Origin of the sequence: Capnocytophaga stomatis, from assembly GCF_002302635.1 — a bacterium.
Lineage (GTDB): Bacteria > Bacteroidota > Bacteroidia > Flavobacteriales > Flavobacteriaceae > Capnocytophaga > Capnocytophaga stomatis.
Genome location: NZ_CP022387.1, coordinates 74,340 through 99,398, shown reverse-complemented (window position 1 = coordinate 99,398; position 25,059 = coordinate 74,340). Strand labels below are relative to the sequence as shown.

General features: G+C 33.4%; 22 protein-coding genes. 11 read left to right on the top strand and 11 right to left on the bottom strand.

Annotated elements, in window-relative coordinates; translation table 11 throughout:
* Positions 1 to 73: 73 nt before the first annotated feature.
* Both CGC58_RS00440 and CGC58_RS00435 read left to right on the top strand, forming a co-directional pair.
* Positions 74 to 2,119 carry a protein-disulfide reductase DsbD family protein gene (locus tag CGC58_RS00440; protein ID WP_095894614.1) on the top strand — a complete coding sequence of 682 codons (2,046 nt, stop codon included), beginning with the start codon at positions 74 to 76 and terminating at the stop codon, positions 2,117 to 2,119.
* A gap of 132 nt (positions 2,120 to 2,251) precedes the next feature.
* Positions 2,252 to 3,892, top strand: coding sequence for a S41 family peptidase (locus CGC58_RS00435; RefSeq protein WP_095894613.1), 1,641 nt, complete (start codon positions 2,252 to 2,254; stop codon positions 3,890 to 3,892).
* 44 nt (positions 3,893 to 3,936) lie between these two features.
* On the opposite strand, the gene CGC58_RS00430 is transcribed toward CGC58_RS00435, so the two are convergent.
* Complete coding sequence (locus tag CGC58_RS00430; protein WP_095894612.1) at positions 3,937 to 5,133, bottom strand: heparan-alpha-glucosaminide N-acetyltransferase domain-containing protein; 1,197 nt, start codon at positions 5,131 to 5,133, stop codon at positions 3,937 to 3,939.
* 344 nt (positions 5,134 to 5,477) lie between these two features.
* Between CGC58_RS00430 and fbaA the strand changes: the two genes are divergently transcribed.
* Positions 5,478 to 6,545, top strand: a complete 1,068-nt coding sequence (gene fbaA / locus CGC58_RS00425) for a class II fructose-bisphosphate aldolase (RefSeq protein ID WP_095894611.1) — start codon at positions 5,478 to 5,480, stop codon at positions 6,543 to 6,545.
* Between the two features lie 61 nt (positions 6,546 to 6,606).
* Here fbaA and CGC58_RS00420 read toward each other — a convergent pair whose 3' ends face one another.
* From CGC58_RS00420 to CGC58_RS00410, 3 genes are read right to left on the bottom strand one after another with little or no spacing between them, the layout of a single operon-like run.
* Positions 6,607 to 7,269 (bottom strand): TrmH family RNA methyltransferase, encoded by a 663-nt coding sequence (locus CGC58_RS00420; RefSeq protein WP_095894610.1) that lies wholly within the window; start codon positions 7,267 to 7,269, stop codon positions 6,607 to 6,609.
* Positions 7,269 to 7,835, bottom strand: coding sequence for a phosphatase PAP2 family protein (locus tag CGC58_RS00415; protein WP_095894609.1), 567 nt, complete (start codon positions 7,833 to 7,835; stop codon positions 7,269 to 7,271). The genes CGC58_RS00420 and CGC58_RS00415 overlap by 1 nt, the downstream gene beginning before the upstream one ends.
* 6 nt (positions 7,836 to 7,841) lie before the next feature.
* Entirely contained in the window at positions 7,842 to 8,072 is a 231-nt protein-coding gene (locus CGC58_RS00410; protein ID WP_018279119.1) for a hypothetical protein, read from the bottom strand.
* 161 nt (positions 8,073 to 8,233) lie between these two features.
* On the opposite strand from CGC58_RS00410, the gene CGC58_RS00405 reads away from it, so the two are divergent.
* The 5 genes from CGC58_RS00405 to corA all read left to right on the top strand — a co-directional run bounded on the left by CGC58_RS00405 (position 8,234) and on the right by corA (position 13,229).
* Positions 8,234 to 9,769, top strand: a complete 1,536-nt coding sequence (locus CGC58_RS00405) for a helicase HerA-like domain-containing protein (RefSeq protein WP_095894608.1) — start codon at positions 8,234 to 8,236, stop codon at positions 9,767 to 9,769.
* Positions 9,770 to 9,807: 38 nt separating this feature from the next.
* A complete protein-coding gene (locus tag CGC58_RS00400) occupies positions 9,808 to 10,362 on the top strand; it encodes a hypothetical protein (protein ID WP_095894607.1) in 555 nt (184 codons plus the stop codon).
* 18 nt (positions 10,363 to 10,380) lie between these two features.
* Positions 10,381 to 11,163: a Rossmann-like and DUF2520 domain-containing protein gene (locus tag CGC58_RS00395; RefSeq protein WP_095894606.1), complete on the top strand. Its 783-nt coding sequence runs from the start codon at positions 10,381 to 10,383 to the stop codon at positions 11,161 to 11,163.
* Complete coding sequence (locus CGC58_RS00390; RefSeq protein WP_095894605.1) at positions 11,144 to 11,653, top strand: KdsC family phosphatase; 510 nt, start codon at positions 11,144 to 11,146, stop codon at positions 11,651 to 11,653. Before CGC58_RS00395 ends, CGC58_RS00390 begins: the two co-directional genes overlap by 20 nt.
* A gap of 490 nt (positions 11,654 to 12,143) precedes the next feature.
* A complete protein-coding gene (gene corA, locus CGC58_RS00385) occupies positions 12,144 to 13,229 on the top strand; it encodes a magnesium/cobalt transporter CorA (RefSeq protein ID WP_095894604.1) in 1,086 nt (361 codons plus the stop codon).
* A gap of 39 nt (positions 13,230 to 13,268) precedes the next feature.
* Here the strand turns inward: corA and CGC58_RS00380 are convergent, their stop codons facing one another.
* Positions 13,269 to 13,703, bottom strand: coding sequence for a helix-turn-helix domain-containing protein (locus tag CGC58_RS00380; protein WP_095894603.1), 435 nt, complete (start codon positions 13,701 to 13,703; stop codon positions 13,269 to 13,271).
* Between the two features lie 140 nt (positions 13,704 to 13,843).
* Here CGC58_RS00380 and CGC58_RS00375 point away from each other — a divergent pair, with 140 nt between their 5' ends.
* From CGC58_RS00375 to CGC58_RS00365, 3 genes are all read left to right on the top strand, one after another.
* A complete protein-coding gene (locus CGC58_RS00375) occupies positions 13,844 to 14,932 on the top strand; it encodes a M14 family metallopeptidase (RefSeq protein WP_232748845.1) in 1,089 nt (362 codons plus the stop codon).
* An 88-nt stretch (positions 14,933 to 15,020) separates the two neighbouring features.
* Entirely contained in the window at positions 15,021 to 15,500 is a 480-nt protein-coding gene (locus CGC58_RS00370; protein ID WP_095894602.1) for an Lrp/AsnC family transcriptional regulator, read from the top strand.
* Positions 15,501 to 15,585: 85 nt separating this feature from the next.
* Entirely contained in the window at positions 15,586 to 18,150 is a 2,565-nt protein-coding gene (locus tag CGC58_RS00365) for a phosphoenolpyruvate carboxylase (RefSeq protein ID WP_095894601.1), read from the top strand.
* Positions 18,151 to 18,384: 234 nt separating this feature from the next.
* Here the strand turns inward: CGC58_RS00365 and CGC58_RS00360 are convergent, their stop codons facing one another.
* The 6 genes from CGC58_RS00360 to CGC58_RS00335 all read right to left on the bottom strand — a co-directional run bounded on the left by CGC58_RS00360 (position 18,385) and on the right by CGC58_RS00335 (position 25,049).
* Positions 18,385 to 20,805 carry an alpha-ketoacid dehydrogenase subunit alpha/beta gene (locus CGC58_RS00360; protein WP_095894600.1) on the bottom strand — a complete coding sequence of 807 codons (2,421 nt, stop codon included), beginning with the start codon at positions 20,803 to 20,805 and terminating at the stop codon, positions 18,385 to 18,387.
* 96 nt (positions 20,806 to 20,901) lie between these two features.
* Positions 20,902 to 21,945: an endolytic transglycosylase MltG gene (gene mltG, locus CGC58_RS00355; protein WP_095894599.1), complete on the bottom strand. Its 1,044-nt coding sequence runs from the start codon at positions 21,943 to 21,945 to the stop codon at positions 20,902 to 20,904.
* Between the two features lie 115 nt (positions 21,946 to 22,060).
* Positions 22,061 to 23,608 (bottom strand): DUF4301 family protein, encoded by a 1,548-nt coding sequence (locus CGC58_RS00350; RefSeq protein ID WP_095894598.1) that lies wholly within the window; start codon positions 23,606 to 23,608, stop codon positions 22,061 to 22,063.
* Positions 23,601 to 24,167: an AAA family ATPase gene (locus tag CGC58_RS00345; protein WP_095894597.1), complete on the bottom strand. Its 567-nt coding sequence runs from the start codon at positions 24,165 to 24,167 to the stop codon at positions 23,601 to 23,603. Before CGC58_RS00345 ends, CGC58_RS00350 begins: the two co-directional genes overlap by 8 nt.
* A complete protein-coding gene (gene pnuC / locus CGC58_RS00340; RefSeq protein ID WP_095894596.1) occupies positions 24,131 to 24,805 on the bottom strand; it encodes a nicotinamide riboside transporter PnuC in 675 nt (224 codons plus the stop codon). The genes CGC58_RS00345 and pnuC overlap by 37 nt, the downstream gene beginning before the upstream one ends.
* A complete protein-coding gene (locus CGC58_RS00335) occupies positions 24,789 to 25,049 on the bottom strand; it encodes a thiamine-binding protein (RefSeq protein ID WP_095894595.1) in 261 nt (86 codons plus the stop codon). The genes pnuC and CGC58_RS00335 overlap by 17 nt, the downstream gene beginning before the upstream one ends.
* Positions 25,050 to 25,059 lie beyond the last annotated feature (10 nt).

Here is a 25,059-nt window from a genome sequence, read left to right as displayed (position 1 = left end):
AAAATAAATATTAAGAATAAAAATATTAATTATTTTTTGTTACCTTTGTCGCTTCACAATAAAAAAATAATGTATGAGAAAGATTTTAACTCTTTTATTTTCATTTATATTTGTCACGTTGAGTGCACAAGTATATGATCCTGTGAAGTGGGAAACTAAAGTTGAAAAGGTAGGCGATAATGAGTTCTATTTGATTTCAACGGCTACGATTCAAAAAGGATGGAAATTGTATTCACAGAGCATTCCGCCTAATGGTCCGGTTCCTACTACTTTTGAGTATAAATCAGGTTCTGATTTTCAGCTTGTAGGAAAAACAGAGGAACAAGGAACGGTGGTTAAACACGATGCTGTTTTTGATATGGAAATAGGTTTTTTCTATGAAAAAGCAGTATTTAAACAACGTATAAAAACAACAAAAAAATTAACAACTGCAACAGGAAGTGTTGAATTTATGGTTTGTGATGACGCAAATTGTCTTCCTCCTGATACGGTGGATTTAGAGTTTGTTTTCTCAAATGGTGATGCCACTACAACACCTACAGAAAATTCAGGACAACAAGCCGGTTTGGTAACTTCAGAGGAGAATACTCAAATGCAGTCAGCGATTCCTACAAGTACAGACGGATTAGAATCTGCTAAAAAAGTAGAGAAAAAAGCTGATAAAAGTGATGCTAATCAAGGAGTTGGAAATAAGGGGTTATGGAGTATTTTCATTATTTCATTTCTTTCAGGATTTGCAGCATTGCTAACACCTTGCGTTTTCCCGATGATACCAATGACGGTGAGTTATTTTACAAAGCAAAGTAAATCAAAGGCAAAAGGGATTAAAAATGCAATTATTTATGGTATATCAATCATCGTAATTTACGTATTATTGGGTGTTGTTGTAACAGGAATTTTTGGAGCAGATGCACTCAATGCTTTGGCGAGTAGCGTTGTGTTTAACATAGTTTTCTTTGTTATTTTGATTTTCTTTGCAGCTTCGTTTTTAGGAGCTTTTGAACTTACTTTGCCAAGTTCTTGGAGTACAAAGATAGATGCTCAGGCTGACCGTAGTGGATTTGTAGGTATTTTCTTTATGGCTTTGGCTTTGGCGGTGGTATCTTTCTCTTGTACGGGACCTATCGTCGGAACATTACTTGTTGAGGCTGCTCAAAAAGGAGGAATCGCTCCGATTATAGGAATGTTTGGTTTTTCATTGGCTATTGCACTGCCTTTTGCTCTTTTTGCGGCCTTCCCAGGATGGTTAAATTCTTTGCCAAAATCTGGAGGATGGCTAAATACGGTTAAAGTTGTTTTAGGATTTTTGGAGCTGGCTTTGGCTTTCAAATTCCTTTCAAATGCGGACTTAGCAGTAACAGGGCATTGGTTTGAAAGAGAGATGTTTATAGCTGTTTGGGTGGCTGTCTTCGGAACATTGGCTTTGTATTTATTCGGGAAAATTCGCTTGCCGCACGACTCACCAATTGAAAAGATTTCAGTAGGAAGGTTAAGTTTGGGGTTGTTGTCATTGACATTCACCATTTATATGATTCCGGGACTTTGGGGAGCTCCGCTGAACTTGATTAGTGCTTTTCCTCCGCCACAACATTACAGTGAATCGCCTTACGGTGTAGGATACAAAAAAGGTGTTACAAGCACTCAAGAGGCTACTCTTCCCGAAGGTGCACACTTCTTTGCTCCACACGATATCATTACATTTGATGATTACGACAAGGGGCTTGCTTATGCCAAAAAAGTAAACAAACCTGTTTTGATAGATTTCACAGGAAAAACTTGTGTTAATTGCCGAAAAATGGAGGAAAATGTGTGGACAGAACCTCACGTTCTTGAAATATTGAAAAATGAAGTAGTACTTGTTTCTCTTTATGTAGATGATAAGCGATTACTTCCTGAAAGCGAGGTGGTTGAATCTCAAATTAAACCAGGCAAGAAGTTGAAATATATCGGGCAAAAATGGAGTGAGTTCCAAACGGTTCGTTATAAAGCTAATTCACAGCCGTTTTACGTTTTGATGAATCACGATGAAACTAACTTGGTAGAACCTGTTGGCTATACCCCTGATACTGAGGAGTATTATAACTGGTTGAAATCAGGATTGGAGGCTTTTAAAAAGTAAAATCGTTATAAAAAATATTCAAAAAGACGACCGCTTTTCTGTAATGATAAGCTGTCGTGTTTTTGTTTTTATGATTTTCGATTTTTCAGAATTTAGGATGCAAGAGAAAATTAATTTGAATAAAGTTTTTGAATGAAAGTAAAAACTTACATAGTGCCAATTGTATTGGGAGGTGTGTTGGCTATAGGAATTCTCTTGGGGAAATTTCTTTCGGATTTTTATGTTCAAAAATTGCCTCCTCCGGTTCCCGTTCCTGTGGTTAATATTGATACCATCACGGAGGAAAGTCCGAGCAAAGCAAAATTAGGTAAGTTGATAGATTATATTGAAGATGAGTATGTTGATAAGGTTGATACGGATAGCATTGTTGACATTACGGTAAACGGAATTCTTCACAAGTTAGACCCACATTCCACATACATTTCAAAATCAGATATTCAGGAAGTTACCGAAAATATGAGCGGGAAATTTGTTGGTGTGGGAGTTTCTTTTTATATGTACAAAGATTCCATTGCCGTTATAAAACCAATTGAGGGAAGCGATGCCTTTGAGAAAGGAATTTCACTTGGTGACCGCATTTTGAAAGCTAATGAAGATACTCTCTTTGGCAAAGGATTTTCGGCTGATAAAATTAGAACTATTCTCAGAGGAGAAATAAATTCTGAAACTAACTTAACGGTATATAGAAAGCTGACAGACAGTCTTTTTACTCTACCCATAACGCGAAAATATATCCCGATAAAGAGCATTGACCGTTATTATAAGCTTAACGATACATTAGGATATATCAGAATGAATCGCTTTGCTGAAACCACTCACCAAGAGTTTACATCAGCACTGAAACAGCTTGGAGAAATCAATAGCTTGATTTTGGATTTAAGAGACAACACTGGTGGCTTTTTTAACGTAGGAATCCAAATTGCGGACGAATTTCTAGCTAAAGACAAAATGATTGTTTTTACAAAAAATAATCGGAAAGAAATAGAAGAAGTTTATTCGACCGAAGGAGGTATGTTTGATAACAAATCTGTTTTTGTTTTAGTTAATGAGCAAACCGCCTCGGCAAGTGAAATTGTTGCGGGAGCATTGCAAGATAATGACAGAGGAGTTATTGTTGGTCGGAGAACCTTTGGTAAAGGATTGGTACAGAGTGAAATGCCCTTACCTGATGGCTCGGCAGTGCGTTTGACCACAGCTCGTTATTACACGCCCACAGGTCGTTCAATTCAAAAGCCTTATAATCTTAGAAATAAAAGAAGTGTTCAAATAGACAACACAAAAGTAGCTGATTCTTTGAAGTTTACAACGCCCAAGGGTAAAGTTGTTTACGGTGGTGGCGGAATTTATCCGGATGTTTACATAGCGATGGATATGAAGCCCGATATGTATATGATACACGAAATATTGAATTCAGGATTAACAAATTTTTTCCTATTTGAATATTTCGATAATAATCCTGAAGCTAATGAAAAACCAGATAAAGAATATTTTGTGAAAAAATACAAAATATCGAAAGAAATGCTGACTGCATTCTCAAAATTTCTTTCAAAAAGAAAAATATTTATAGATTTCAGAAGAAATAAAGATGAAATTTCAAAATATTTGAAAGCAAGTTTGGCTGAAATGTGGTATGATGATAATATTGCAGGAGTGATTCAAAATCAGGGAGATTTTTATATTGAAAAGTGTCTGTATTATTACAAAGGTGGAGAAGCTCCTCCGGCACCAGTGAAAAAAAAGACCACAACTAAGAAGAAAAAAACAAAGAAATAATGTTTCAAATAAAAAAGGGATTCTGTAAGAATCCCTTTTTTGTATTACGAATTTCGTTTGAAAGCGAATATAAAATTCAATATTTTGCTTTTTAATTTGTTGAAAAAAGAAACGGTCAGGTAATATCCTTCGGTTAAAAATTCTTTAAGGTCATTTCTTATAATTTCATATCTATCAACTACAAAAGGTTTCCATTGATTGTATTTGAAAGATAACCAGATGTTTACTAAAATAAAAAGCAAAGCCCCAGGAATTACAACATAAGGATTTAAGCTATGGTGAAAGTACTGATACAAACCAAATCCTGTGAAACTTCCATACAAAATAATATAATGTATGATGTAAATAGATAGCGTATTTTGCCCGATGGTTCGGATTGTTACAGACATAATTACATCACGAAGTAACATAAATATTGAAAAAACTAACAACACATTTCCCAATCTGTTGAAAATAGTATTTTCCGAAATCAGAAAAGCTAATTGTGAGTCGGTTACACTGTAAATCCAGTTAAAGAAAGGCTGAGAACCGAAGGACAAAATTAACCCAAATACAACCGAAAAGGCAATTGCATAGCTGTAAATGTGTTTGTTATCCTTGAACATACTGAACAAAACCCCAACAAAAGCCCCAAATGAGGCGTAACCAAACCAAGGGAAAATGGTAAATACCGAACCATTAGCTTGTGTAAAATAATTTGCTAATGCAATCGGCAGAAAATCATAGTTTTGCGATAAATAAACGGGAGCCAACAAAAAAGAAAAAAGCGTAAAACTAATTAATATTGAAGGCATTACGTAAGGTTTTTTCTTATATGAAAATAAATATATTGCAATTAAGAAAAGTAAAGATAACCCAATGCAATGAAGTACATCAATCATATAAGAATTTGGAAATATTTTTCCTATAAATAAACTCCAAATGTGTAATCTTAATAAATAAGCTGTGATAATCAGTGTAATTCCTCTGCGAATTCCTTTGGTAACTCGCACGTGATTCCAGCCGGTTTTTCCTGCAGTTTTTTCTTTTGCCAGAAGATACATAAAAATAAAACCGGAAACGGTGAAGAAAACAGGTGCTGTTAATCCTCTGAAAAATAACCATATAGAATAAATAGGATATTCAGGACTTCTATATTCATTTGCTAATAATCCATCTACAAAATGCCCCTGCAACATCATACAAATGGCAAAGGCTCTCATCACATCAATAAAGTAAAGCCTAAAAATAGGGTTTTTCATAAAGTTTTATTTTAAGGGGCAAAGGTAGGAAAATTAATCCATTGTGTGAGTGAGATTACAAGAATTATTTTAACTTTAACATAAAACGTATCAAATGAAAATGTATATTCTGTGAAAATCAATATAAAAAGAGCTGTTCAATTTGTATTATTTTTTAAAAATCTTACTTTCAATTACCAAATAAGAAATTTTGCTTAAAAAATGATTTTTATTTTTGCTATCTGATTAAAAAATCGTACTTTTGTTACCGACTTTAAGGTTTTAGATGTAAGATGCTCGAAATCTTATTTTTAGAACTTTGTTAAACTTTAGATAGTATAATTTTTAAATTTTTTATAGTACAAATGGCACACAATATTAAACCAGGCGTAGCTGTTGGAAAACAAGTACAAGAAATTTTTCAATACGCCAAACAAAAAGGATTTGCTTTACCAGCTGTAAACGTTGTTAGTTCAAACACAATCAATTCCGTAATGGAAGCTGCAAAAGAAATGAATGCTCCTGTTATTATTCAGTTTTCAAACGGAGGAGCTTGTTTTATGGCAGGAAAAGGACTTTCAAATGAAAACCAACGTGCAGCTATTGCAGGAGCCGTTTCAGGAGCGAAACACGTTCATCAATTAGCTGAACTTTACGGGGTTAGCGTAATTCTTCATACTGACCACTGTGCAAAAAAATTGCTTCCTTGGATTGATGGTTTGTTAGATGCTTCGGAAAAACATTTCGCTGAAACAGGAAAACCTTTGTTTAGCTCGCATATGATTGACCTTTCAGAAGAGCCACTTAAAGAGAACATCGAAATTTGCAAAAAATATTTGGAGAGAATGAGCAAAATGGGTATGACTCTTGAAATTGAGCTGGGAATTACCGGAGGTGAAGAAGACGGAGTTGATAACACAGATGTTGATTCTTCAAAATTATACACACAACCTGAAGAAGTGGCGTATGCTTATGAAGAGTTGCTTAAAGTGAGCCCTCAGTTTACAATTGCGGCTGCTTTTGGTAACGTTCACGGAGTTTACAAACCTGGTAATGTGAAACTTACTCCTAAAATTTTGAGAAATTCACAAGAGTACATCTCTAAACACTACAACGTTCCTCAAAATACGGTAGATTTCGTTTTCCACGGAGGTTCTGGTTCTACTCTTGAGGAAATCCGTGAGGCAATCTCTTATGGTGTAATCAAAATGAATATTGATACTGACTTGCAATATGCTTTTACAGAAGGAATTCGTGATTATATGAAAGAAAAAACAGCTTACTTGCAATCACAAATCGGAAATCCGGAAGGAGCTGATGCACCAAACAAAAAATACTATGACCCTCGTGTTTGGTTAAGAGAAGGTGAAAAAACGTTTATCGCCCGACTTAAAAAAGCTTTCGAAGATTTGAATAATGTTAATACATTATAAATAGATTAAAGGTTTTAAATAGAAAAGAGTAAGAATCAAAAAATTCTTACTCTTTTTATTTTTAAGGGTTTATTTCATAAAATCGCTTCATAACATCATCAACGCTTCGGATGGATTTTTTTGTCCAATCTATGCGGATTGCCATTTTTTCTTCTTCTGTAAGTTGCCACGAAACATCTGATTTTCTGAGATTTTCAGTGAGTTGTTGCAAAATTATAGCCGCACAAACCGAAATATTCAAACTTTCAGTAAAGCCCACCATCGGAATTTTTAAAAATGTATCGGCTTGATTTAAAACCAATTTCGATAATCCGTCTTTTTCCGTGCCAAAGAAGAAAGCACTTTTTTTGGAAATGTCAAAGTCGCTCAAAAAGTAAGCATCCTTGTGAGGCGTTGTAGCCACAATTTGGTAACCTTTTTCACGAAGCCTATCCATACAATCCTGCGTGTTATCATATCGGAATGTATCCACCCATTTTTGAGCTCCCATCGCAATTTTGGCATCTAACCGCTTCCCAAAACGCTGCTCAATCAAATGAGCTTGCTGCACTCCAAATACTTCACAACTTCGGATAACAGCACTTGTATTGTGCATCTGGAAAACATCTTCAACAGCTACCGTAAAATGATTGGTTCGATATTCAAGAATTTCAGAAAATCGTTTTTTTCGCTCTTCTGTAATGAAATTTTCTAAATATGATAGCAAAATTTGTTCATTTTTCATTATAAAACCTGTTCTTTTAATATTTTTCCGAATGCTATTTTATAAAAAAGATATCCCAAAGCACCTCCCAAAATAAATCCCGTAACAACATCACCAGGGAAGTGAACTCCTAAATAAATTCGGCTGTATCCCACTAAAAATGACCAAGAAAACAGCACAAAAGGTAGCCATTTCATCCTTCTGCGGAAAATCGAACTAAAAAATACAGCTACCGCCATTGAACTGGCTGCGTGAGCCGAAAAATAGCCAAATTTACCGCCACAAATTACCGAACGCATTTGTGAAATTAATGTTTCATCGTGACACGGACGCAATCGCTCAAAGCCATATTTAAAAAGGTTCGCGAGCTGGTCAGTGGCGAGAATCATCAAAGCTATACAAACTAAAATAATGGCTGTTTTCTTCCATTTGAAATATTTCAAACAGAAAAAAAGTAACAAAACATACAAAGGCAAAGCGGAAAGTTTATGACTGACAAACAGCCAAAAACTGTCCCAATGCTCTGAGCCTAAGCCATTCAGGTAGAGGAATAACTCTTTATCTTTTTCTATAATGTATTCAAGCATAGTAGATTACCCTTCGTATCGGTCTATTTCTCGCTCGTAAAATTCATTGGCTTGCTGAATGAGGTTTTCGGCTTCGGTTTCGAGTTCTTTGGTGTCTTCTTCATCAAATTCTTCCAGCCATTCCACTTCGTCAGTTTCTAAATTTAGCACAAAACGAGGATATTCGGTGTGAATTACAAAAATAGCATCGGGGAAGTCAGTGTTATCTCCCAGCAAAAATTTAGGAAAATTACTCATTTATAGTTTTATTAATATGGTTCGACAAAATAATTTACGCAAAGTTATACGAATAGAACTTAGCAAGCAAATTTTACCAAAGAAAATTGAATAAATGTAACAGCTTTCAGTTTTTTATTATATCTTTGTTTCCTTGAAGTATTATCATCTAATTTAGAGATATGAGTAAAATAGAATCTTTTAAAGAAACCATAACCAACGGATATGTTTGCAAAGGGGATTATATTACATTAGGAGGGGCTATGTATGAAGGTCAACCTATTGAAAACGTATTAGTTAATCTTCCTTTAAAGACGCTTAATCGCCACGGACTCATAGCAGGAGCAACGGGTACGGGAAAAACCAAAACCTTGCAAGTAATCGCCGAAAATTTGTCTAAAAACGGAGTTCCTGTACTTTTGATGGACTTGAAAGGAGATTTGAGCGGTTTGGCAGAAGCAGGCGAAGAAAAATCATTTATCACAGAACGTCACAAAAAAATAGGAATTCCGTATGCTTCACAAGGATTTCCTGTGGAATTATTAACAATTTCGGAGCAGAAAGGAGCCAGAATGCGAGCTACGGTTTCCGAATTTGGTTCGGTGTTGCTTTCTCGTATTTTGGATTTGAGCGATGTACAAGAAGGCGTGTTGGCAGTGATTTTCAAATATTGCGACGACCACGGTTATCCTTTGCTGGATTTGAAAGATTTAAAAAAGATATTACAATTTGCCACTGAAGAAGGCAAGGCCGATTTTGAAAAAGAATACGGAGCGATTGCAAAAACTTCAACCAGTGCAATTTTAAGGAAAATAGTTGAATTAGAGCATCAAGGAGCTGAGTTGTTTTTTGGAGAACGAAGCTTTGAACCATCTGATTTACTGAGAACTAACAGCAAAGGGGAGGGGTATGTGAATATTATTCGCCTAACGGATATTCAAGACCGTCCGAAAATGTTTTCAACTTTTATGTTAAGTCTGCTGGCCGAAATTTATTCTACTTTTCCGGAAGAAGGAGATTTGCAAAAACCGAAATTGGTGATTTTCATCGATGAAGCCCACTTGATTTTCAGTGAAGCATCAAAAACGTTGCTAAATCAGTTGGAAAATATCGTGAAACTAATTCGTTCTAAAGGAGTTGGACTTATTTTCTGTACACAAAACCCAACCGATGTTCCTGATGCCGTTCTTTCACAATTGGGAATGAAAGTTCAACACGCACTCAGGGCTTTCACCGCGAAGGACAGAAAAGCCATCAAACTCACAGCCGAAAACTACCCTGTATCAGACTTTTACAATACAGCGGAAGTACTAACATCTCTGGGCACGGGAGAGGCTTTTGTAACTGTTTTGAACGAAAAAGGAATTCCTACTCCGTTGGTAGCCACTATGTTAAGAGCTCCAATGAGCCGAATGGATATTCTGTCCGAAAATGAAATAAACGCTCTTGTAAATCGCTCTGAATTAGTTCGAAAATATAACGAAGTGATAGACAGAGAGAGTGCCTACGAGCTGTTAAATAAGAAAATTTCAGAAATTCAAGCTCAGCAAGTTAAGGAGAAAGAAGAGGAGCAACAACAGAAACAAAAACAAACCCAACCACGACAAGCACGAACAACAAAGCAAAGTACGGCTCAAAATCCGATATTAAAAATGGTGACGAGTGCTACATTTATTCGTGGTGTTTTTGGAGTTTTGAATAAAGTAATGAAGAAATAATAAATTTTATTGAAGAATCTGTAAAAATAATTATAAAAATGAACAAATATATTGTACTAATACTAATTTTGATTGTAACTATTGCTTGTAATAAAACCGATAATAAATTTCTGATAACGAAAGATAATGTGGGAGTTTTACACAGAAATACGCCTATCCAAAAATTGGATTCCATATATGCGAAAGATTCCTTGGTCAATACTACTTTTGAGGGCGAGCTTCGTTATGCAAGTATGGAACGAATTATCATTTTTGAAAAAGGAGGTAAGGAGCTGATAGAAATAACTCCGGTTATTAATTCTGATAATCAGAAAGTTGTGGAAAGTGTATTGATTTTGGATTCGCGTTTTGCTACCGAAAAAGGAATTTCATTGGCAAGCACTTACAAAGATGTTAAGGACAGATATCCTGATTTTGAAATTGAGCAAACACTGAAAAGCATATTGGTTACGCCTAAAAATGAAAATTATTATTTTACTTTTGACAAATCGGCTTTAAAGAATAATAATTTCGGGCTTTCTTCTGAAATCACAAAAAACGATATAGAGGACAATGCAAAACTATCACGAATCACTATAAATTGGAATTTATAGAAATATTGTAAAATTCTGATGAAAGGAAACAGTCAAAAATTATCATTAAGTATAGTAGGAGGCGGAAATGTAGCTTTTCACTTAATGAATATTTTTTACAATAATGATAAAATTGAAGTGAAGCAACTTTGTAATAGAAGCTGCTTCACTTCTCATTTTGAGCAATTTGCAGTGGAAAAAATTACAAATGTTTCATTGTTAAAACCCGTTGACATTTGTATAATTGCTGTGAAAGATTCGGCTATTTCTGAAGTATCTGAAAAGTTACCTTTTTCAGGAAATTTGGTAGTTCATACTTCAGGAAACACAGATATTGATGTTTTAAGTGGTAAAAACAGAAAGGGTGTTTTCTATCCACTGCAATCTTTTTCTAAAGATATACCTGTTGATTTTCAAGAAGTTCCAATTTGTATCGAAGCTCAGGATTTAGCTGATTTAGAGGTTTTACGCATTTTGGCAGAATCCGTAACGAGTAAAGTTTACGAAATAAACGGTTTTCAGAGAAAAATTTTACATATTTCAGCGGTAATGATGAATAATTTTACGAATCATTTAATCGGAATTAGTAAGGAAATATGTGAAGAGAATAAAGTTCCTTTTGAAATTCTGAAACCTTTATTGGCAAAAACTTTTGAGAAAATTCAGAAAACAGAACCTTTTGAAGCCCAAACAGGTCCGGCAAGGCGTGATGACCGTCAAACCATTGAAAATCATTTGGCTCTTTTAAGTGGAAATCGGAAAGAAATTTATAAAACAATAACAAATTCAATATTAGAAACATATGGAAGCAAAAAGCTATAAGGAGTATTTGAAAAACATCACAACTTTTGTATTTGATATAGATGGAGTACTGACAAACGCTCAAGTTTTGGTAACAAATGAAGGAGAATTATTACGAAGTATGAGCGTAAAAGATGGTTTTGTGATGAAATTGGCATTGGATAAGGGATATAATATGTGTATCATCACCGGAGGAAACAACCAAGGAGCCAAAAAAAGGCTCGAAGATTTAGGAATTAGTGATGTTTTTATGAAAAGACATCAAAAATTGGATACTTTTTTGGAATATCAGCAGTCAAAAGGGTTAAAAAAGGAAGAAATATTATATATGGGCGATGATATATTGGATATTCCGCCAATGAAACACTCCGGTTTAGCTACTTGTCCGCAAGATGCAGCTCCTGAAGTGAAAGCCATAGCGGATTATGTTTCTCATTTGAAGGGTGGGGAAGGATGCGTCCGAGATGTTATTACCCAAGTGTTAAAAGTACGTGGCGATTGGGAGTTTTAAGTCAATTAGTTTTATGTAAGAAATAAAACAAAAAATTTCAATTAAAGAACCCGAATTTTCTTTTATAATAGAGAAAGTTCGGGTTCTTTTTTGTCTTTTTAAAAATATATATTTTTTATAAATAATTATCTGGTAATTAGTTTTTTAAATATAACTATTTAAATAATTACATTAACTAAAAATATTGAAGAAATTCTATAACTTATAACTAAAGATATTTTTTATAATAAAATATTGTAAATGAGTTATTTATAATCAAATAAGGTTTAAATATTAATTATAAATGACAAAATGACATATATTATTAAATTGTTAATTAACTTAAATTTATCATTTAAATTTTATAATTTAAATATAATATAATCAGTATTTTATATTATTTATTAAAGTCTAAAAATATTTTATAAGTTCGAGATTTAATCCTGAAAATAAAATTTTATATTTCAGAAAAGAATTCTTACTTTTGGGAGAGTTTTTAAGTTGTTAAGAAATGGCTAAAAATGTTTCTCAGAAGCGTAAAAAAAGGAAGTTAAATCGTATTAATAAGATGGAATCGCCTCCTGGTACATTGCTGTATTTCGGTGAGAAAGAAAAATCAGTTGATATTGATGTGATTTCTTATGGAGATTCGTTTTTTCACTCTGGGAAAGTAAATTCAGTAAAGGAGGCTTTGTATTTTATCTCTGGAGAAAATCGTACTTGGATAAATATCAATGGATTAAACAATATTGAAGAAATAAAACAAGTAGGAGAGTTTACAAAGTTACACAATTTACTTTTGGAAGATGTTCTTGATACGGAGCATCGCCCTAAAAGTGAGGTTCTTGAAAATAATTTATTGATTATTATCAAGATGATGTATTTCGGAAAGAAAGAACAACTTGTTTCAGAGCATTTGGCATTGATTTTAGGTAAAGATTATGTTGTTAGTTTTCAGGAGGTTGAAGGAGAAGATGTATTTGAGCCGTTACGCAGACGATTATTAATGAATATAAATGATATTCGCAAAAAGGGCATTGATTATCTTCTTTTTGGTCTTTTGGATGCCGTGATTGATAATTATTTCGTAATTTTGGACAAGATTGGAGGCAAAATTGAGGATATAGAAGATGAAATTATAAACAATCCTGATGAAAAAATGATTCTGGAGATACAAAATTTGAAGAAAAGTGCTATTTTTCTTCAGAAATCGATTGTTCCTGTGCGAGAAATAACTGGTAAATTGGAAAAAATTAATCATTTTTTGGTTACAAATGACACAAAACATTATTTTCGTGACCTTCACGACCATACTATTCAAATTGTGGAAACTTTGGGAACTTACAGAGATATTCTTTGGGGATTGACCGATACTTATATGGGAGCTATGAGCAACAAAATGAACAACATAATGCGGTTACTCACTTTAATATCAACAATTTTCATTCCCTTAACATTCATCGTTGGAGTTTATGGTATGAATTTTGAGTTTATGCCTGAGCTTCAATATAAATGGGCATATCCTATTGTTTGGGCAATAATGATTTTAATATCTGTTATAATGATATTTTATTTTAAACGGAAAAAATGGCTATAATTTACAAATGTAAATCAAGTTAATAGTTCTCTTAAAATTTTACAGATTTTCAAATATTTCAAAACTATTATCTTCATAGAAAAAGATAATTTTTTTGATTTTTTTGTCAGTTTTTTCTTGCTTTATTGGGAGTTCAGGTTCTTTATTTTCTGTGATTACAGGATTATTTATTACATTTTGAGAGCTTTTTTCCTCAAATAAATCTGTTTGAAAAGATTGCTTTACGGATTTATCTGTAGAAGAGGTACTTATAGGAAATTCACCTTTTCCCTGAGTAATCCAGTAAATATCAACTTCAGGAAACTTCGACACTAACTTGAGAATAAAGTCCAAGCTGGGTTTATTTCGTTCGGAAAGTAAGTGAGAGATACTTGAACGCTGAATATCAAGTGTATCAGCAAAAGCAGAAGCACTTAATCCATAGTAATCCATTACTTTTTGTAGCCGTTTTGTAAAATCAGAAATGTTTATCATTGTAATTAGATTGTAAAATAAACAAAGTACAAATGTAATTAATAAAATTTACAAATCCAAACAGTGTCATAAAAAACAAATTATCAGTTAAAATAACTTTATTAACTTTTGTAAAATAGTTAATTTACAATATTAATTTTATGGAATACGATTTATATAAAGAAAAAAGTATATTAGGAAGATATATAACTTCTGCTATGATTTTACCTATTTTAAAGAATTATAACATTCAAAATCAGATATATTTAGGAAATTCAGTAAATAATATGCCAATTTATTTGTATCAAGTAGGCAATGGAAACAAGAAAATACTGATGTGGTCGCAAATGCACGGAAATGAGTCCACCACAACAAAAGCATTGTTTGATGTATTAAATTATTTTACAAAAGTAAACTATGATTATTTAGATAAAATTTCATTATTTTTTATACCAATTTTGAATCCTGATGGAGCAGAAATGTACACACGTGTAAATGCTAATGAAGTGGATTTAAATCGTGATGCGTTTGAATTGTCTCAGCCTGAAAGCAAATGTCTTAGAAAAGCATATGAATTGGTAAAACCTGATTTTTGCTTTAATTTGCACGACCAACGAACCATTTTTTCAGCAGGAAAAACAAAAAATCCGGCAACAGTATCATTTTTAGCTCCTTCGTATAATGAAAGTAGGGACATAAATGATGTGCGCAAAAAAAGTATGGAGGTAATTTCAGTAATGAATGAAATGTTACAAAAGTATATCCCGAATCAAGTAGGACGTTTTGATGACAGTTTCAATATAAACTGCACAGGGGATTATTTTACAAATATAAATATACCAACAATTCTTTTTGAAGCAGGACATTATCAGTCAGACTATCTTCGTGAGGAAACCAGAAAATATATTTGCTTGGCTATGATTGAGGGACTTAAGTACATTGTTGATAATGATGTTTCTGGAGCTAAATACAAGTCTTATTTTGAAATTCCGGAAAATGAAAAACTATTTTTTGATGTTTTGATAAGAGATGATTTTTATGGAAATACAAATGATATTGGTATTTTATTTAAAGAAAATTTAAAAAATAATACAATTTATTTTGAACCTTATATTTCTGAAGCGGGAAATTTAACGAATTATTATGGTCATAAGGAGTATAAATTATCAGAAATCTTCACAAATAAAATAGATAAAAAAGATATAGAAAAACGATTAGATTTAAAAAAATTCGAACCTAAATTTGTATAAATATAATTTTTTACAAAAAAAAAATGAATTTATTTTGAATATATTGAAAAAATGATTTACTTTGCATTCGTAATTAATAGATAATACGATGGGAAGATTTAGATTGGATGAGATTGATCATCAAATTTTGGACATGCTAATAGAGAATACACGTACTCCGTTCACTGATATTGCTAAGAAATTGGATATATCTGCTGGTACGGTTCACGTTCGTGTTCGTAAGATGGAGGAATCAGGAATTATTAAAGGCTCAACTTTAACCATTGATTATGAAAAACTTGGCTACACATTTGTAGCTTATGTGGGTATTTTTCTTGAAAAAAATCACCAAACTCAGTTTGTATTAGAGCGTTTGGCTAATATTCCTTATGTAACTGTTGCTCACATAACAACAGGTAAGTATAATATTTTCTGTAAAATTCGTGCAAAGGATACAAAACACGCAAAAGAGATTATCTATATGATTGATGATATTCAGGGAGTATCACGCACGGAAAGTATGATTTCTTTAGAGGAAACTATCAATGATAAGAAACGCTTGATGCGTACTGTTTTTAAAGAATTATAATTTTTTAAGAAAAAATAAAAAGTAGTAGAATCCTCCCAAAGTTTTTGAGAGGATTTTTTTATGTTTAAGAAATAATCAAATTTGTATGCCAAGAAAAACCAAATTAGAACGATTTAATGAAAATGTACTGAGTAAATATCAGATTTACAACGGTATATTAATGACCCTTCCTTATAAGGAAGTGCTGGAAACAGGAACTTTATTGCCTATTTTTAGTGAGATGTGCAGTAAAGGATATGAAGAAAACTTATCTCCAGTTGAAATAGTTAATAATTTTTTCCGTAAATATTTAGAAAACCCAACTGAAAAAGAAAAAAATGATTTATTATTTCGGTTTATACAATATATTGAACGTCAGGTAGTTTTATTTGACGCTATTGAAGATGCCAGCTTTGCTGTTGTAAACAATATGGACGGGCTTGGTACACTCAGAAATGTTCGAGAAAAGGCTGAATCTCAGGAAAAAACGGAACAATTAAAGGCATATCTGCGTTATGCCAAGGTGCGTCCTGTGCTTACAGCCCATCCGACGCAGTTTTATCCCGGAGCTGTTTTGGGAATTATAAATGATTTGTCTGAGGCTATTAAAAAAGATGATATATTGCTCATTAAGAATCTTTTAGCTCAATTAGGAAAAACTCCTTTCTTCAAAAAAGAAAAACCAACTCCGTATGATGAAGCTGTGAATTTGATATGGTATTTGGAAAATATTTTTTATCATTCCGTTGGGGCGATTTATAAATATATATATCATAACATATTTAAAGACAGTAAGATAGATAACGAAATCATTGAACTTGGGTTCTGGCCTGGTGGTGACCGTGACGGGAATCCGTTTGTAACTGCGGAAATTACACGCAAAGTAGCGGAACGCCTCAGGAGGTCTGTTATCCGAAACTATTATAAAGATTTACGAAATATTAAAAGAAGACTTACTTTCCCCGAAGTAGAACCTTTGGTTAATGAACTGGAAATCAAGTTGTACAATTTAAGTTTTTTACAGAAAGATGATTCTATTTCATTGGAAGAATTTGTTGAAAAACTCAAAAATATTAAGCAGATTTTGGTTGAGAAATATCAGTCGTTATTTGTTGAAAAAGTTGAAGATTTATTGCATAAGATACAAATTTTTGGGTTTCACTTCGCAACACTTGATATTCGCCAAGATTCGCGAGTGCATCATTCCGTTGTAAAAGATATTGCTAAAACTTTAAACGGAAAAATTTTCCCTGAAAATTACGGTGAATTATCTGATAGTGAGAAATATGAATGTTTGAAAAATGCAAAAGGAATTTTGAATTCTGAGGATTTTTCTGATGAACTCACCAAGCAAACCATTGAGAGTATTTATGCTGTGAAAGAAATCCAAAAGCTTAATGGTGAGCGTGGGGCAAATCGTTACATAATTAGTAACAATCAAAGTTCTTTGAATGTACTTGAAGTGCTGACAATGATTCGTTTATGCGATTGGGAGAATCCAACTGTAGATGTTATTCCTCTTTTTGAAACTATTAATGATTTGTCTGTTGCTGAGCGTGTTATGCAGGAATTGTACACAAATCCAACCTATAAAGAACATCTTAAAAATCGTAATGATTTACAAATCATTATGTTAGGTTTTTCTGATGGAACAAAAGATGGCGGATATTTGATGGCAAATTGGAGTATTTATCAGGCTAAGGAACGTTTAACGCAAGTTGCTCGAAATAATGGAGTTAAGGTTATATTTTTTGATGGAAGGGGAGGACCTCCTGCACGTGGAGGCGGGAAAGCACATCAGTTTTACGCATCTTTAGGAAATACCATTGAGGCAGAACAAATTCAGCTAACTATTCAGGGTCAGACAATTAGCTCTAATTTTGGAACTTTGGAATCTTCTCAATATAACTTAGAACAATTGCTCAGTGCGGGAATTAATAACAAAGTTTTCAATGATAACAAAAGTACAGTACTTACTGAAGAAGATAAAAAAGTAATTTCTGAACTTGCTCAGGTTAGCTATGAAAGTTATACCGATTTTAAAAATCATCCGATGTTTATTCCTTATTTAGAGCGAGTTAGCACATTGAAGTACTATGCTAAAACCAATATTGGAAGCCGTCCGAGTAAGCGTTCACAATCGGAAGGATTGAATTTCAGTGATTTAAGAGCTATTCCGTTTGTGGGAAGTTGGAGCCAGTTAAAACAGAATGTTCCTGGATTTTACGGATTAGGAACTGCATTAAAATATCTCGAGGAAAAAGGAAATTTTGATAAGGCAATTCATTTGTATAAAAACTCATTGTTTTTCAGGACATTACTTGAAAATAGTATGATGAGTTTAACAAAATCAAATTTCAAACTGACTCAATATATGCGTAATGATGCAGAATTTGGAGCATTTTGGACGCTGATTTACGAAGAATTTGAATTGACCAAAAAAATGTTATTGAAATTAACGGGATATTCAGAATTAATGGAAAATCATCAAAGCGGAAAAGCATCTATAGAAATACGTGAAAAAATGGTTTTGCCATTGCTAACGATTCAACAGTATGCCTTACAAAAAATTAAGAATGAAATATCTGATTCTGAATTAATTAATATTTACGAGAAAATGGTAATGCGTTCGATGTTTGGAAACATTAATGCAAGCCGAAATTCAGCATAAAAAAATAAGTTAAAATAATAGAAAAGATTTAATTTTACAGAGGATTTTAAACTTAGTGAGATTAAATCTTTTTATTTTTATAAATGCACATTTGTATCATAATTTATATTATGTAAAATAGGATTTGGGTTATTAAACCAAATTCTTTTAATATCTTTAAAAATAAAAAAACAAAACCTCTGTTGATGTTTTGTACAGAGGTTTTGTAAATATAAATAGATGGACTAATTTATTCTATTTCAAAAAGTTTGGAAATTTTGAAGGATTTGCCTCTTGCATTATGCTATAAGCTTTTTCAAAAATATCATCAGCATTTGGTTTTGAGAAATAATCACCATCACTACCATATGCCGTTCTGTGGTCTTTTGCAGTAAGTGTTTGCGGAGCACTATCCAAATATTGATAAGCATTTTGCTCTTCTAAAATTTTCTGCAAAATATAAGCTGAAGCTCCTCCTGAAACATCTTCATCAATAACTAAAAGTCGATTAGTTTTGGCTACACTTTTTACAATATCGTGGTTTAGGTCAAAAGGTAAAAGTGACTGAACATCAATTACTTCTGCACTTATTCCAAATAGTTCTAATTCTTCCGCAGCTTGCTGTACAATTCGCAATGTTGAACCATAAGAAACCAAAGTAATATCCTTTCCTTGTTTTACAGTTTCAACAACTCCTATAGGTGTTTTAAATTCTCCAAGATTCGTAGGTAATTCTTCTTTAAGGCGATATCCATTTAAACACTCAATGACAACTGCAGGCTGATTTCCTTCCAATAAGGTATTATAAAATCCTGCTGCTTTAGTCATATTACGTGGCGTTAAAATGTAAACTCCTCTGAGTGTGTGCAGTAGTGCTCCCATAGGAGAACCCGAATGCCAAATTCCTTCCAAACGGTGACCACGAGTTCTGATAATCATCGGAGCCATTTGTCGTCCAAATGTACGATAATGCAACGAAGCCAAATCATCGCTTAGTGTTTGTAATCCATAAAGGATGTAATCCAAATATTGAATTTCAGCAATAGGGCGTAATCCTCTCATTGCCATACCTATCCCCTGTCCTACGATGGTTGCTTCACGAATTCCCACATCAGCGATTCGTATTTCTCCGTATTTTTTCTGCAAACCTTCCAAACTTTGGTTTACGTCACCTATGTTTCCGGTATCTTCACCAAAAATAAGTAAATTAGAGTGTTTGGCAAACAAAGCGTCAAAGTTTTCACGTAAAACGATACGAGCATCTACTAATTTTGAATTTTCATCATAAACCGGAAGAACTTCTTTTACTGAAGTAGGATTACTTTCGTTTTCAATGTATAAATATTTGCTATATTTAGGCTGATTTTCAGCTGAATAATCTTTTATCCATTGCTGTAATTTTGCGGTAACTTGTGGAGCTTCATAACGCAAGTGTCGAAGAATTTTCCGTGCTGCACTTATAATATCTTTACGGATTGGAGCTGTGATATTAACTAACTGATTTTTAATTGCTTCAACTTCGTGTTTATTACTACTTACTTGGTTAATAATCTCATCAATTAATCTGATAAATGCATCTTTTTCGTTCTTTATCGGAGTTATGTAAGCTTCCCAAGCTCGTTTTTTTCCGTTAGCGACTAATTTTTTTACATCTTTCTCTAAATCAGTAAGTTCTTGCTCTGTAGCAAGCTTATTTTCTAAAATCCACTCTCGCATTTTGCGATTACAGTCAAACTCTTTTTCCCATTCAAGACGTTCCTTAGTTTTATAACGCTCGTGCGAACCTGAAGTTGAATGTCCAAGAGGCTGTGTCAGTTCTCGTACGTGAATCAGTACAGGAATGTGTTCTTTGCGTGCAATATCCCCTGCTTTCTCAAAAGTTTCAATCAAAGCAGGATAATCCCAGCCATTAACAACAAAAATCTCAAATCCGTTATTGGAATTTTTGTCACGCTGAAATCCTTTCAAAATCTCGGATATATTTTCTTTTGTAGTTTGGTACTTAGCAGGAACAGAAATTCCGTAATCGTCGTCCCACACGCACATTACCATTGGTACTTGCATAACGCCAGCAGCATTGATCGTTTCAAAAAAATGCCCTTCACTGGTACTTGCATTTCCGATAGTTCCCCAAGCTACTTCATTTCCGTTATCAGAAAAATTATGATTTTGCACACCGGGAACTTCTCTGTATATTTTAGAAGCCTGAGCCAATCCGAGTAAGCGAGGCATTTGCCCTGCCGTACACGAAATGTCGCTACTACTATTTTTCTGGTTCAATAAATTGTTCCAATTTCCATTTTCATCCAAACTGTGTGTTGAAAAATGCCCTCCCATCTGCCTTCCAGCACTTGTTGGATCGGCTTGAATGTCAGCGTGTGCGTAAAGCCCAGCAAAAAAATTCTCGATGGTAAAGGCACCTATCGCCATCATAAAAGTCTGGTCACGATAGTATCCGCTTCGGAAATCTCCATTTTTAAAAGCTCGTGCCATCGCCAACTGTGGGAGTTCTTTTCCGTCACCAAAAATACCGAATTTAGCTTTTCCTGTGTGAACCTCTACCCTTCCCAAATTACTACATTCTCTACTGATAAGGGCAATTTTGTAATCTTCTAAAGCATTGCTTTTTAATTTGTTATTAATCGAATGCTTGGAGGTTATATTCTTTTTTGTCATAAATTAAAGTTATAATAAGTTCTCAAAGATATTAATTTTTTATGAAATAACCAAAATTTTATGGAAAATTAAGGTTATAGATGCGTTATATTAAATTTACCTTCTGATTCCTTGCGAATTTATCCACTGATGGTAAGCTTTACTGTTGATAAGATGCTGATTATAGCTTCGTGCAAATTTGTGAAACCCAGGTTTTTCTATATCTGCTACAAAGTAGAAAAAATCGTGTTTTTCAGGATTCAAAACGGCTTCAATTGATGAAACATCAGGCATCGCAATGGGAGCAGGCGGCAATCCTGCATATTTGTAAGTGTTGTATGGTGAATTAATTTCTAAATCTCGATTCAAAACCCTCTTAATAATTGTATCGTAATTACCTGTATGTTCCTTAATTGCGAAAATTACGGTTGGGTCAGCTTGTAGTAACATATTTGTTTTCAGTCGATTAAGATAAACACCCGCTACCCTACTCCGCTCTGATACCTGAGCAGTTTCTTTTTGTACTATCGATGATAAAACAGTCACTTGTTTCGGAGTAAGATTCTGATTTTTAGCCTTTTGTTTTCTTTCTTCTGTCCAAAAACGATTGTATTCCTTTAACATTCTGTCTCTGAATTGCTCTGCTGACGTATTCCAAAAAAATTCATAAGTATTAGGCAAGTACATTGCAATAGCATCTTTCTCACTGAATTGATTTTCAGATAAAAACGAAGCATCTAAAAAAGATTTTAGCAAAGAAACACTATCCGCTTCAATTTGCTGACTGATACGCCCTGCCAAATCTTGCAATCTGTCTTGATTGTTGAAAGTTACTTTCACAGGTACGTTTTTACTTCGTAAAGCGTTGATAATGTCATTGTTATTACTTCCTTTTTTAATAACATATTTTCCTGCTTTCACATTTTTAACATATTTTTTCTGAACAGCTACTTTTTTAAAAGTTTCTATATCAGAAAGATATGGATTCATTTTATGTATTACGTCATTAAAATCGGAACCTGTAGGAATATAAACAATCACTTCCTTTTCTTGAAAACTCGTGTTCGGGCTTAAAACAGCATTGTACACAAAGTAGGAAAAAATACCTAAAATAATCAGTCCGATAATGGAAGCAACAAGTATAATTTTTTTCAGATACATATATTAATTTGGAAAATTTTTTTAAAAAAATCAATGATTTGGAAATTCAAAAAAATAACATATTCAGAAAGATTTGTCAGTTTTTAAATTTCCAAATCACTTTATAATCAAATAATTACTGATGTGTTTTCTTCAATAAATCGTTTACGGTTTTTACCGGATTGAAAGTAATTAACGGAACTTCAACAAAAACGGTTATCCAATTTGCCATCGAACCATTCCACAAGCCTGGTCGCTCCAAAGCTTTAAGCGGTTTTCCCATATATGTTTTTCCAGTAATGAAAGCCTGTTTAGGGTCTGTAAATTGTTGTAAATCAAATTTTTCTCCTTTGAAATTTTTTGTTCCACAAACTAAATCAACCGGATTAAAGTGTGTTGATTGCTGGAAAATTTCTTTCTGTTCAGGATTGTTTAAATCCACCTGTGCAGATTCGATAATTTGCAAACTCAAGTTTCCGTTAGCATCTTTCACCCAGAAAGGACCTCCACCAGGTTCGCCTTCGTTTTTAACCATTCCGCACAAACGAATTGGACGATTGAGCTGCTCTTGAATGAACTCTAAAGCATAACGTCTTCTGAATTTGTACAGATAATCAGGAACATAGATATTGATTTCTTTCAAAAAGTTTAATAATTTCTTTACTTCTTTCTTTTTAACTTTGTCATTATCAATGCGTTTCAGGATATGAAAAACTTCTGATTGAATTTCGAGTAATTTCCCTGCCAATGCTTCTTTGTAGAAAACAGTTTCGTCTGTGTATTTTTTAACTACCACATTATCAATGTTTTTTATAAAGATTACGTCAGCATCAACTTCGTTAAGATTATCAAGCAAAGCTCCGTGACCTGACGGACGGAACAATAAATTTTCGTTTTCATCACGGAAATATTCGTTATCCTCAGTAACTGAAACGGTGTCTGTGCTTGGTTTTTGATACGAAAAATTCACATCAAATTTGATGTTGTACCTTTTTTCAAGTTTATCCTTAATTTCGTTCAATTCCTTGTTGAAGGCTTCAGTATGTTGCTCAGTAATAGTGAAATGCAAGTGAGCAACATCTTCACCCGAAGCGTACATCACCGATTCGCGAAAATGCTCTTCAAAAGGCGTAACTATTTTTTCAGAATGTTTGTGGAAAGGAAGCAATCCTTTAGGCAAATTTCCGTAGTTTAGTCCGTTTTCACCAAGCAAAATGGAAACAATTGTATATTTCTGATTATCTTCATTTTGAGTATGAAAATCGGGAATGTTTTTTGCTATGTAATCCATTAAAATAGGATAAAAAGCAAACTTTTCCAATCCTTCAAAAAAGGTTTCGATTTCTTTGTCACTTTTTCGATTGATGTAAGCCTTAAACGACTCTTTTTCAGGATTAAAATTGTCTTTGAAAGCAAAAAGTGATTTGAACATTCGGGTTGCAGCTCCTGAAGCAGGAACGAACTTCAAAATCGAAATGCCTTTCTTTTTCTTTTGATAAATAGCTGCATATTTGGCGGTTTCTTCCTTTGAAAAGGACAAAATTCCATTTCCGATAGTTGCAGCAGCTTGCAATTCAATCGGAGGAACGCCTTGTTTGAAAAGTTCTAATTGGCTTTCAAGCATTCCTTCCGTAATTCCTTTTTTAGCCAATAATTGCTGGTCTTTTGCTGTAAGTTTAGTCATTGTTTTTCAATATTTTATAAACAACCTCTTTCACTGTTTTTAAACGTTCTTCAAGGTTGCCTGTTATTACTACATATTTAATGTTGTGTTCATCAAGCATTTGTTTAAATTTGGAAAACATAAATTCACGCTCATTGGGCTTATCACGCAAATCATCTGCCTGCCAAGGAACATCAATATTTGTCAAAAAAATGATATCATAATGATTTTCAATAGCATATTTTTTGATTTGTGCTGGGCATTTTCCGTAGTAAATATACGAATAAATCATTAATTCAAGCAAATTTGTATCACAAAAAATGATTTTATTTGCTTTTTGAATGAGTTCATTTTCTGTTAGAATTTGCCCTAACGCAATGGGTTCGAGGTCGTCCCAAGTACAAGTCTCCCGTTTTTCGTCCCATTTTTTTTGTAGGTACGTTCGCATAAATTCGGGCACCCATTCCGTTTGGAAATCATTGGCAAGAGTCTGACTAAGTGTAGTCTTTCCTGTGCATTCAGGTCCTACAAACGCCACACGGATTATTTCACTTTTGATTTGTTCAAGTTTCTTTTCCATTCAAAATAAGCTGCAATTGCAATTATGGTGAAAATAAAATACTGAAAAGAACTGAATACAAGTCCTTTATGATAATATAACGGAACCGAAATAACATCTCCAATAATCCAGCAAATCCAATTTTCAATTTTCCGTTTAGCCATTAGCCACATCCCAACTAAGAAAATGGAAGTTGTGAAAATATCTGTCCAATCCACCCAAGTAAAATGTTGGAAATCAAAAGAAATCTTATCAGGTGAAAAGCCACTATTAATGTAAGGTTTTAAAAGATAAACTCCCATCACAAACACCCAGCTAAAAACGGCTAACCCTAAGCTAATGAGCCAATCACGTTTAGTAGTTTTTGAAACCTCAATATGGATGTTGTCTTTGCTACTTTTTGCCCAAAGAATCCAGCCATAAACGCTCATAATGGTGTAATAAGCATTGATAAGCATATCTCCGAAAAGCCGACTAACCCAAAGCAAATACACAAAAATTACCGTACTGATAATTCCTGTCGGATACACCCAAATATTTCGCTTTTTACTGAAATAAACACTTAAAAGACCAAAACAAACACCAATGATTTCCAATACAACGAGATGTGTTTCGACACCTTTATATTGTGCAAAAAACCAATCAAAAATGTGGTTCATAGTCGTATCTATCTGATTTTACAATTTTTACATACATCAATCCGCGTTCAACGAGTTCCATCGCTTCCTTTATTTCAACGGTAAGTGTATGCATTACTTTATCATAATCGCCGTAAACTTGTGTACTTAACGGATTTTCAAGTACTTTTAATCCTGAAGCTCGTAACTTTTTGATAAAGTGAATGATAGGTTGTTCAAAATCATCTTGTAACGGACTGAATGTCAGTTCTACTGATACTTTCATAAATTTTATA

What these genes read in the sequence shown, in the direction of transcription:
- CGC58_RS00440 (WP_095894614.1), top strand. Translation starts at nt 74, where the DNA reads ATGAGAAAGATTTTAACTCTTTTATTTTCATTTATATTTGTCACGTTG.
- CGC58_RS00435 (WP_095894613.1), top strand. Translation starts at nt 2,252, where the DNA reads ATGAAAGTAAAAACTTACATAGTGCCAATTGTATTGGGAGGTGTGTTG.
- CGC58_RS00430 (WP_095894612.1), bottom strand. Translation starts at nt 5,133, where the DNA reads ATGAAAAACCCTATTTTTAGGCTTTACTTTATTGATGTGATGAGAGCC.
- fbaA (WP_095894611.1), top strand. Translation starts at nt 5,478, where the DNA reads ATGGCACACAATATTAAACCAGGCGTAGCTGTTGGAAAACAAGTACAA.
- CGC58_RS00420 (WP_095894610.1), bottom strand. Translation starts at nt 7,269, where the DNA reads ATGAAAAATGAACAAATTTTGCTATCATATTTAGAAAATTTCATTACA.
- CGC58_RS00415 (WP_095894609.1), bottom strand. Translation starts at nt 7,835, where the DNA reads ATGCTTGAATACATTATAGAAAAAGATAAAGAGTTATTCCTCTACCTG.
- CGC58_RS00410 (WP_018279119.1), bottom strand. Translation starts at nt 8,072, where the DNA reads ATGAGTAATTTTCCTAAATTTTTGCTGGGAGATAACACTGACTTCCCC.
- CGC58_RS00405 (WP_095894608.1), top strand. Translation starts at nt 8,234, where the DNA reads ATGAGTAAAATAGAATCTTTTAAAGAAACCATAACCAACGGATATGTT.
- CGC58_RS00400 (WP_095894607.1), top strand. Translation starts at nt 9,808, where the DNA reads ATGAACAAATATATTGTACTAATACTAATTTTGATTGTAACTATTGCT.
- CGC58_RS00395 (WP_095894606.1), top strand. Translation starts at nt 10,381, where the DNA reads ATGAAAGGAAACAGTCAAAAATTATCATTAAGTATAGTAGGAGGCGGA.
- CGC58_RS00390 (WP_095894605.1), top strand. Translation starts at nt 11,144, where the DNA reads ATGGAAGCAAAAAGCTATAAGGAGTATTTGAAAAACATCACAACTTTT.
- corA (WP_095894604.1), top strand. Translation starts at nt 12,144, where the DNA reads ATGGCTAAAAATGTTTCTCAGAAGCGTAAAAAAAGGAAGTTAAATCGT.
- CGC58_RS00380 (WP_095894603.1), bottom strand. Translation starts at nt 13,703, where the DNA reads ATGATAAACATTTCTGATTTTACAAAACGGCTACAAAAAGTAATGGAT.
- CGC58_RS00375 (WP_232748845.1), top strand. Translation starts at nt 13,844, where the DNA reads ATGGAATACGATTTATATAAAGAAAAAAGTATATTAGGAAGATATATA.
- CGC58_RS00370 (WP_095894602.1), top strand. Translation starts at nt 15,021, where the DNA reads ATGGGAAGATTTAGATTGGATGAGATTGATCATCAAATTTTGGACATG.
- CGC58_RS00365 (WP_095894601.1), top strand. Translation starts at nt 15,586, where the DNA reads ATGCCAAGAAAAACCAAATTAGAACGATTTAATGAAAATGTACTGAGT.
- CGC58_RS00360 (WP_095894600.1), bottom strand. Translation starts at nt 20,805, where the DNA reads ATGACAAAAAAGAATATAACCTCCAAGCATTCGATTAATAACAAATTA.
- mltG (WP_095894599.1), bottom strand. Translation starts at nt 21,945, where the DNA reads ATGTATCTGAAAAAAATTATACTTGTTGCTTCCATTATCGGACTGATT.
- CGC58_RS00350 (WP_095894598.1), bottom strand. Translation starts at nt 23,608, where the DNA reads ATGACTAAACTTACAGCAAAAGACCAGCAATTATTGGCTAAAAAAGGA.
- CGC58_RS00345 (WP_095894597.1), bottom strand. Translation starts at nt 24,167, where the DNA reads ATGGAAAAGAAACTTGAACAAATCAAAAGTGAAATAATCCGTGTGGCG.
- pnuC (WP_095894596.1), bottom strand. Translation starts at nt 24,805, where the DNA reads ATGAACCACATTTTTGATTGGTTTTTTGCACAATATAAAGGTGTCGAA.
- CGC58_RS00335 (WP_095894595.1), bottom strand. Translation starts at nt 25,049, where the DNA reads ATGAAAGTATCAGTAGAACTGACATTCAGTCCGTTACAAGATGATTTT.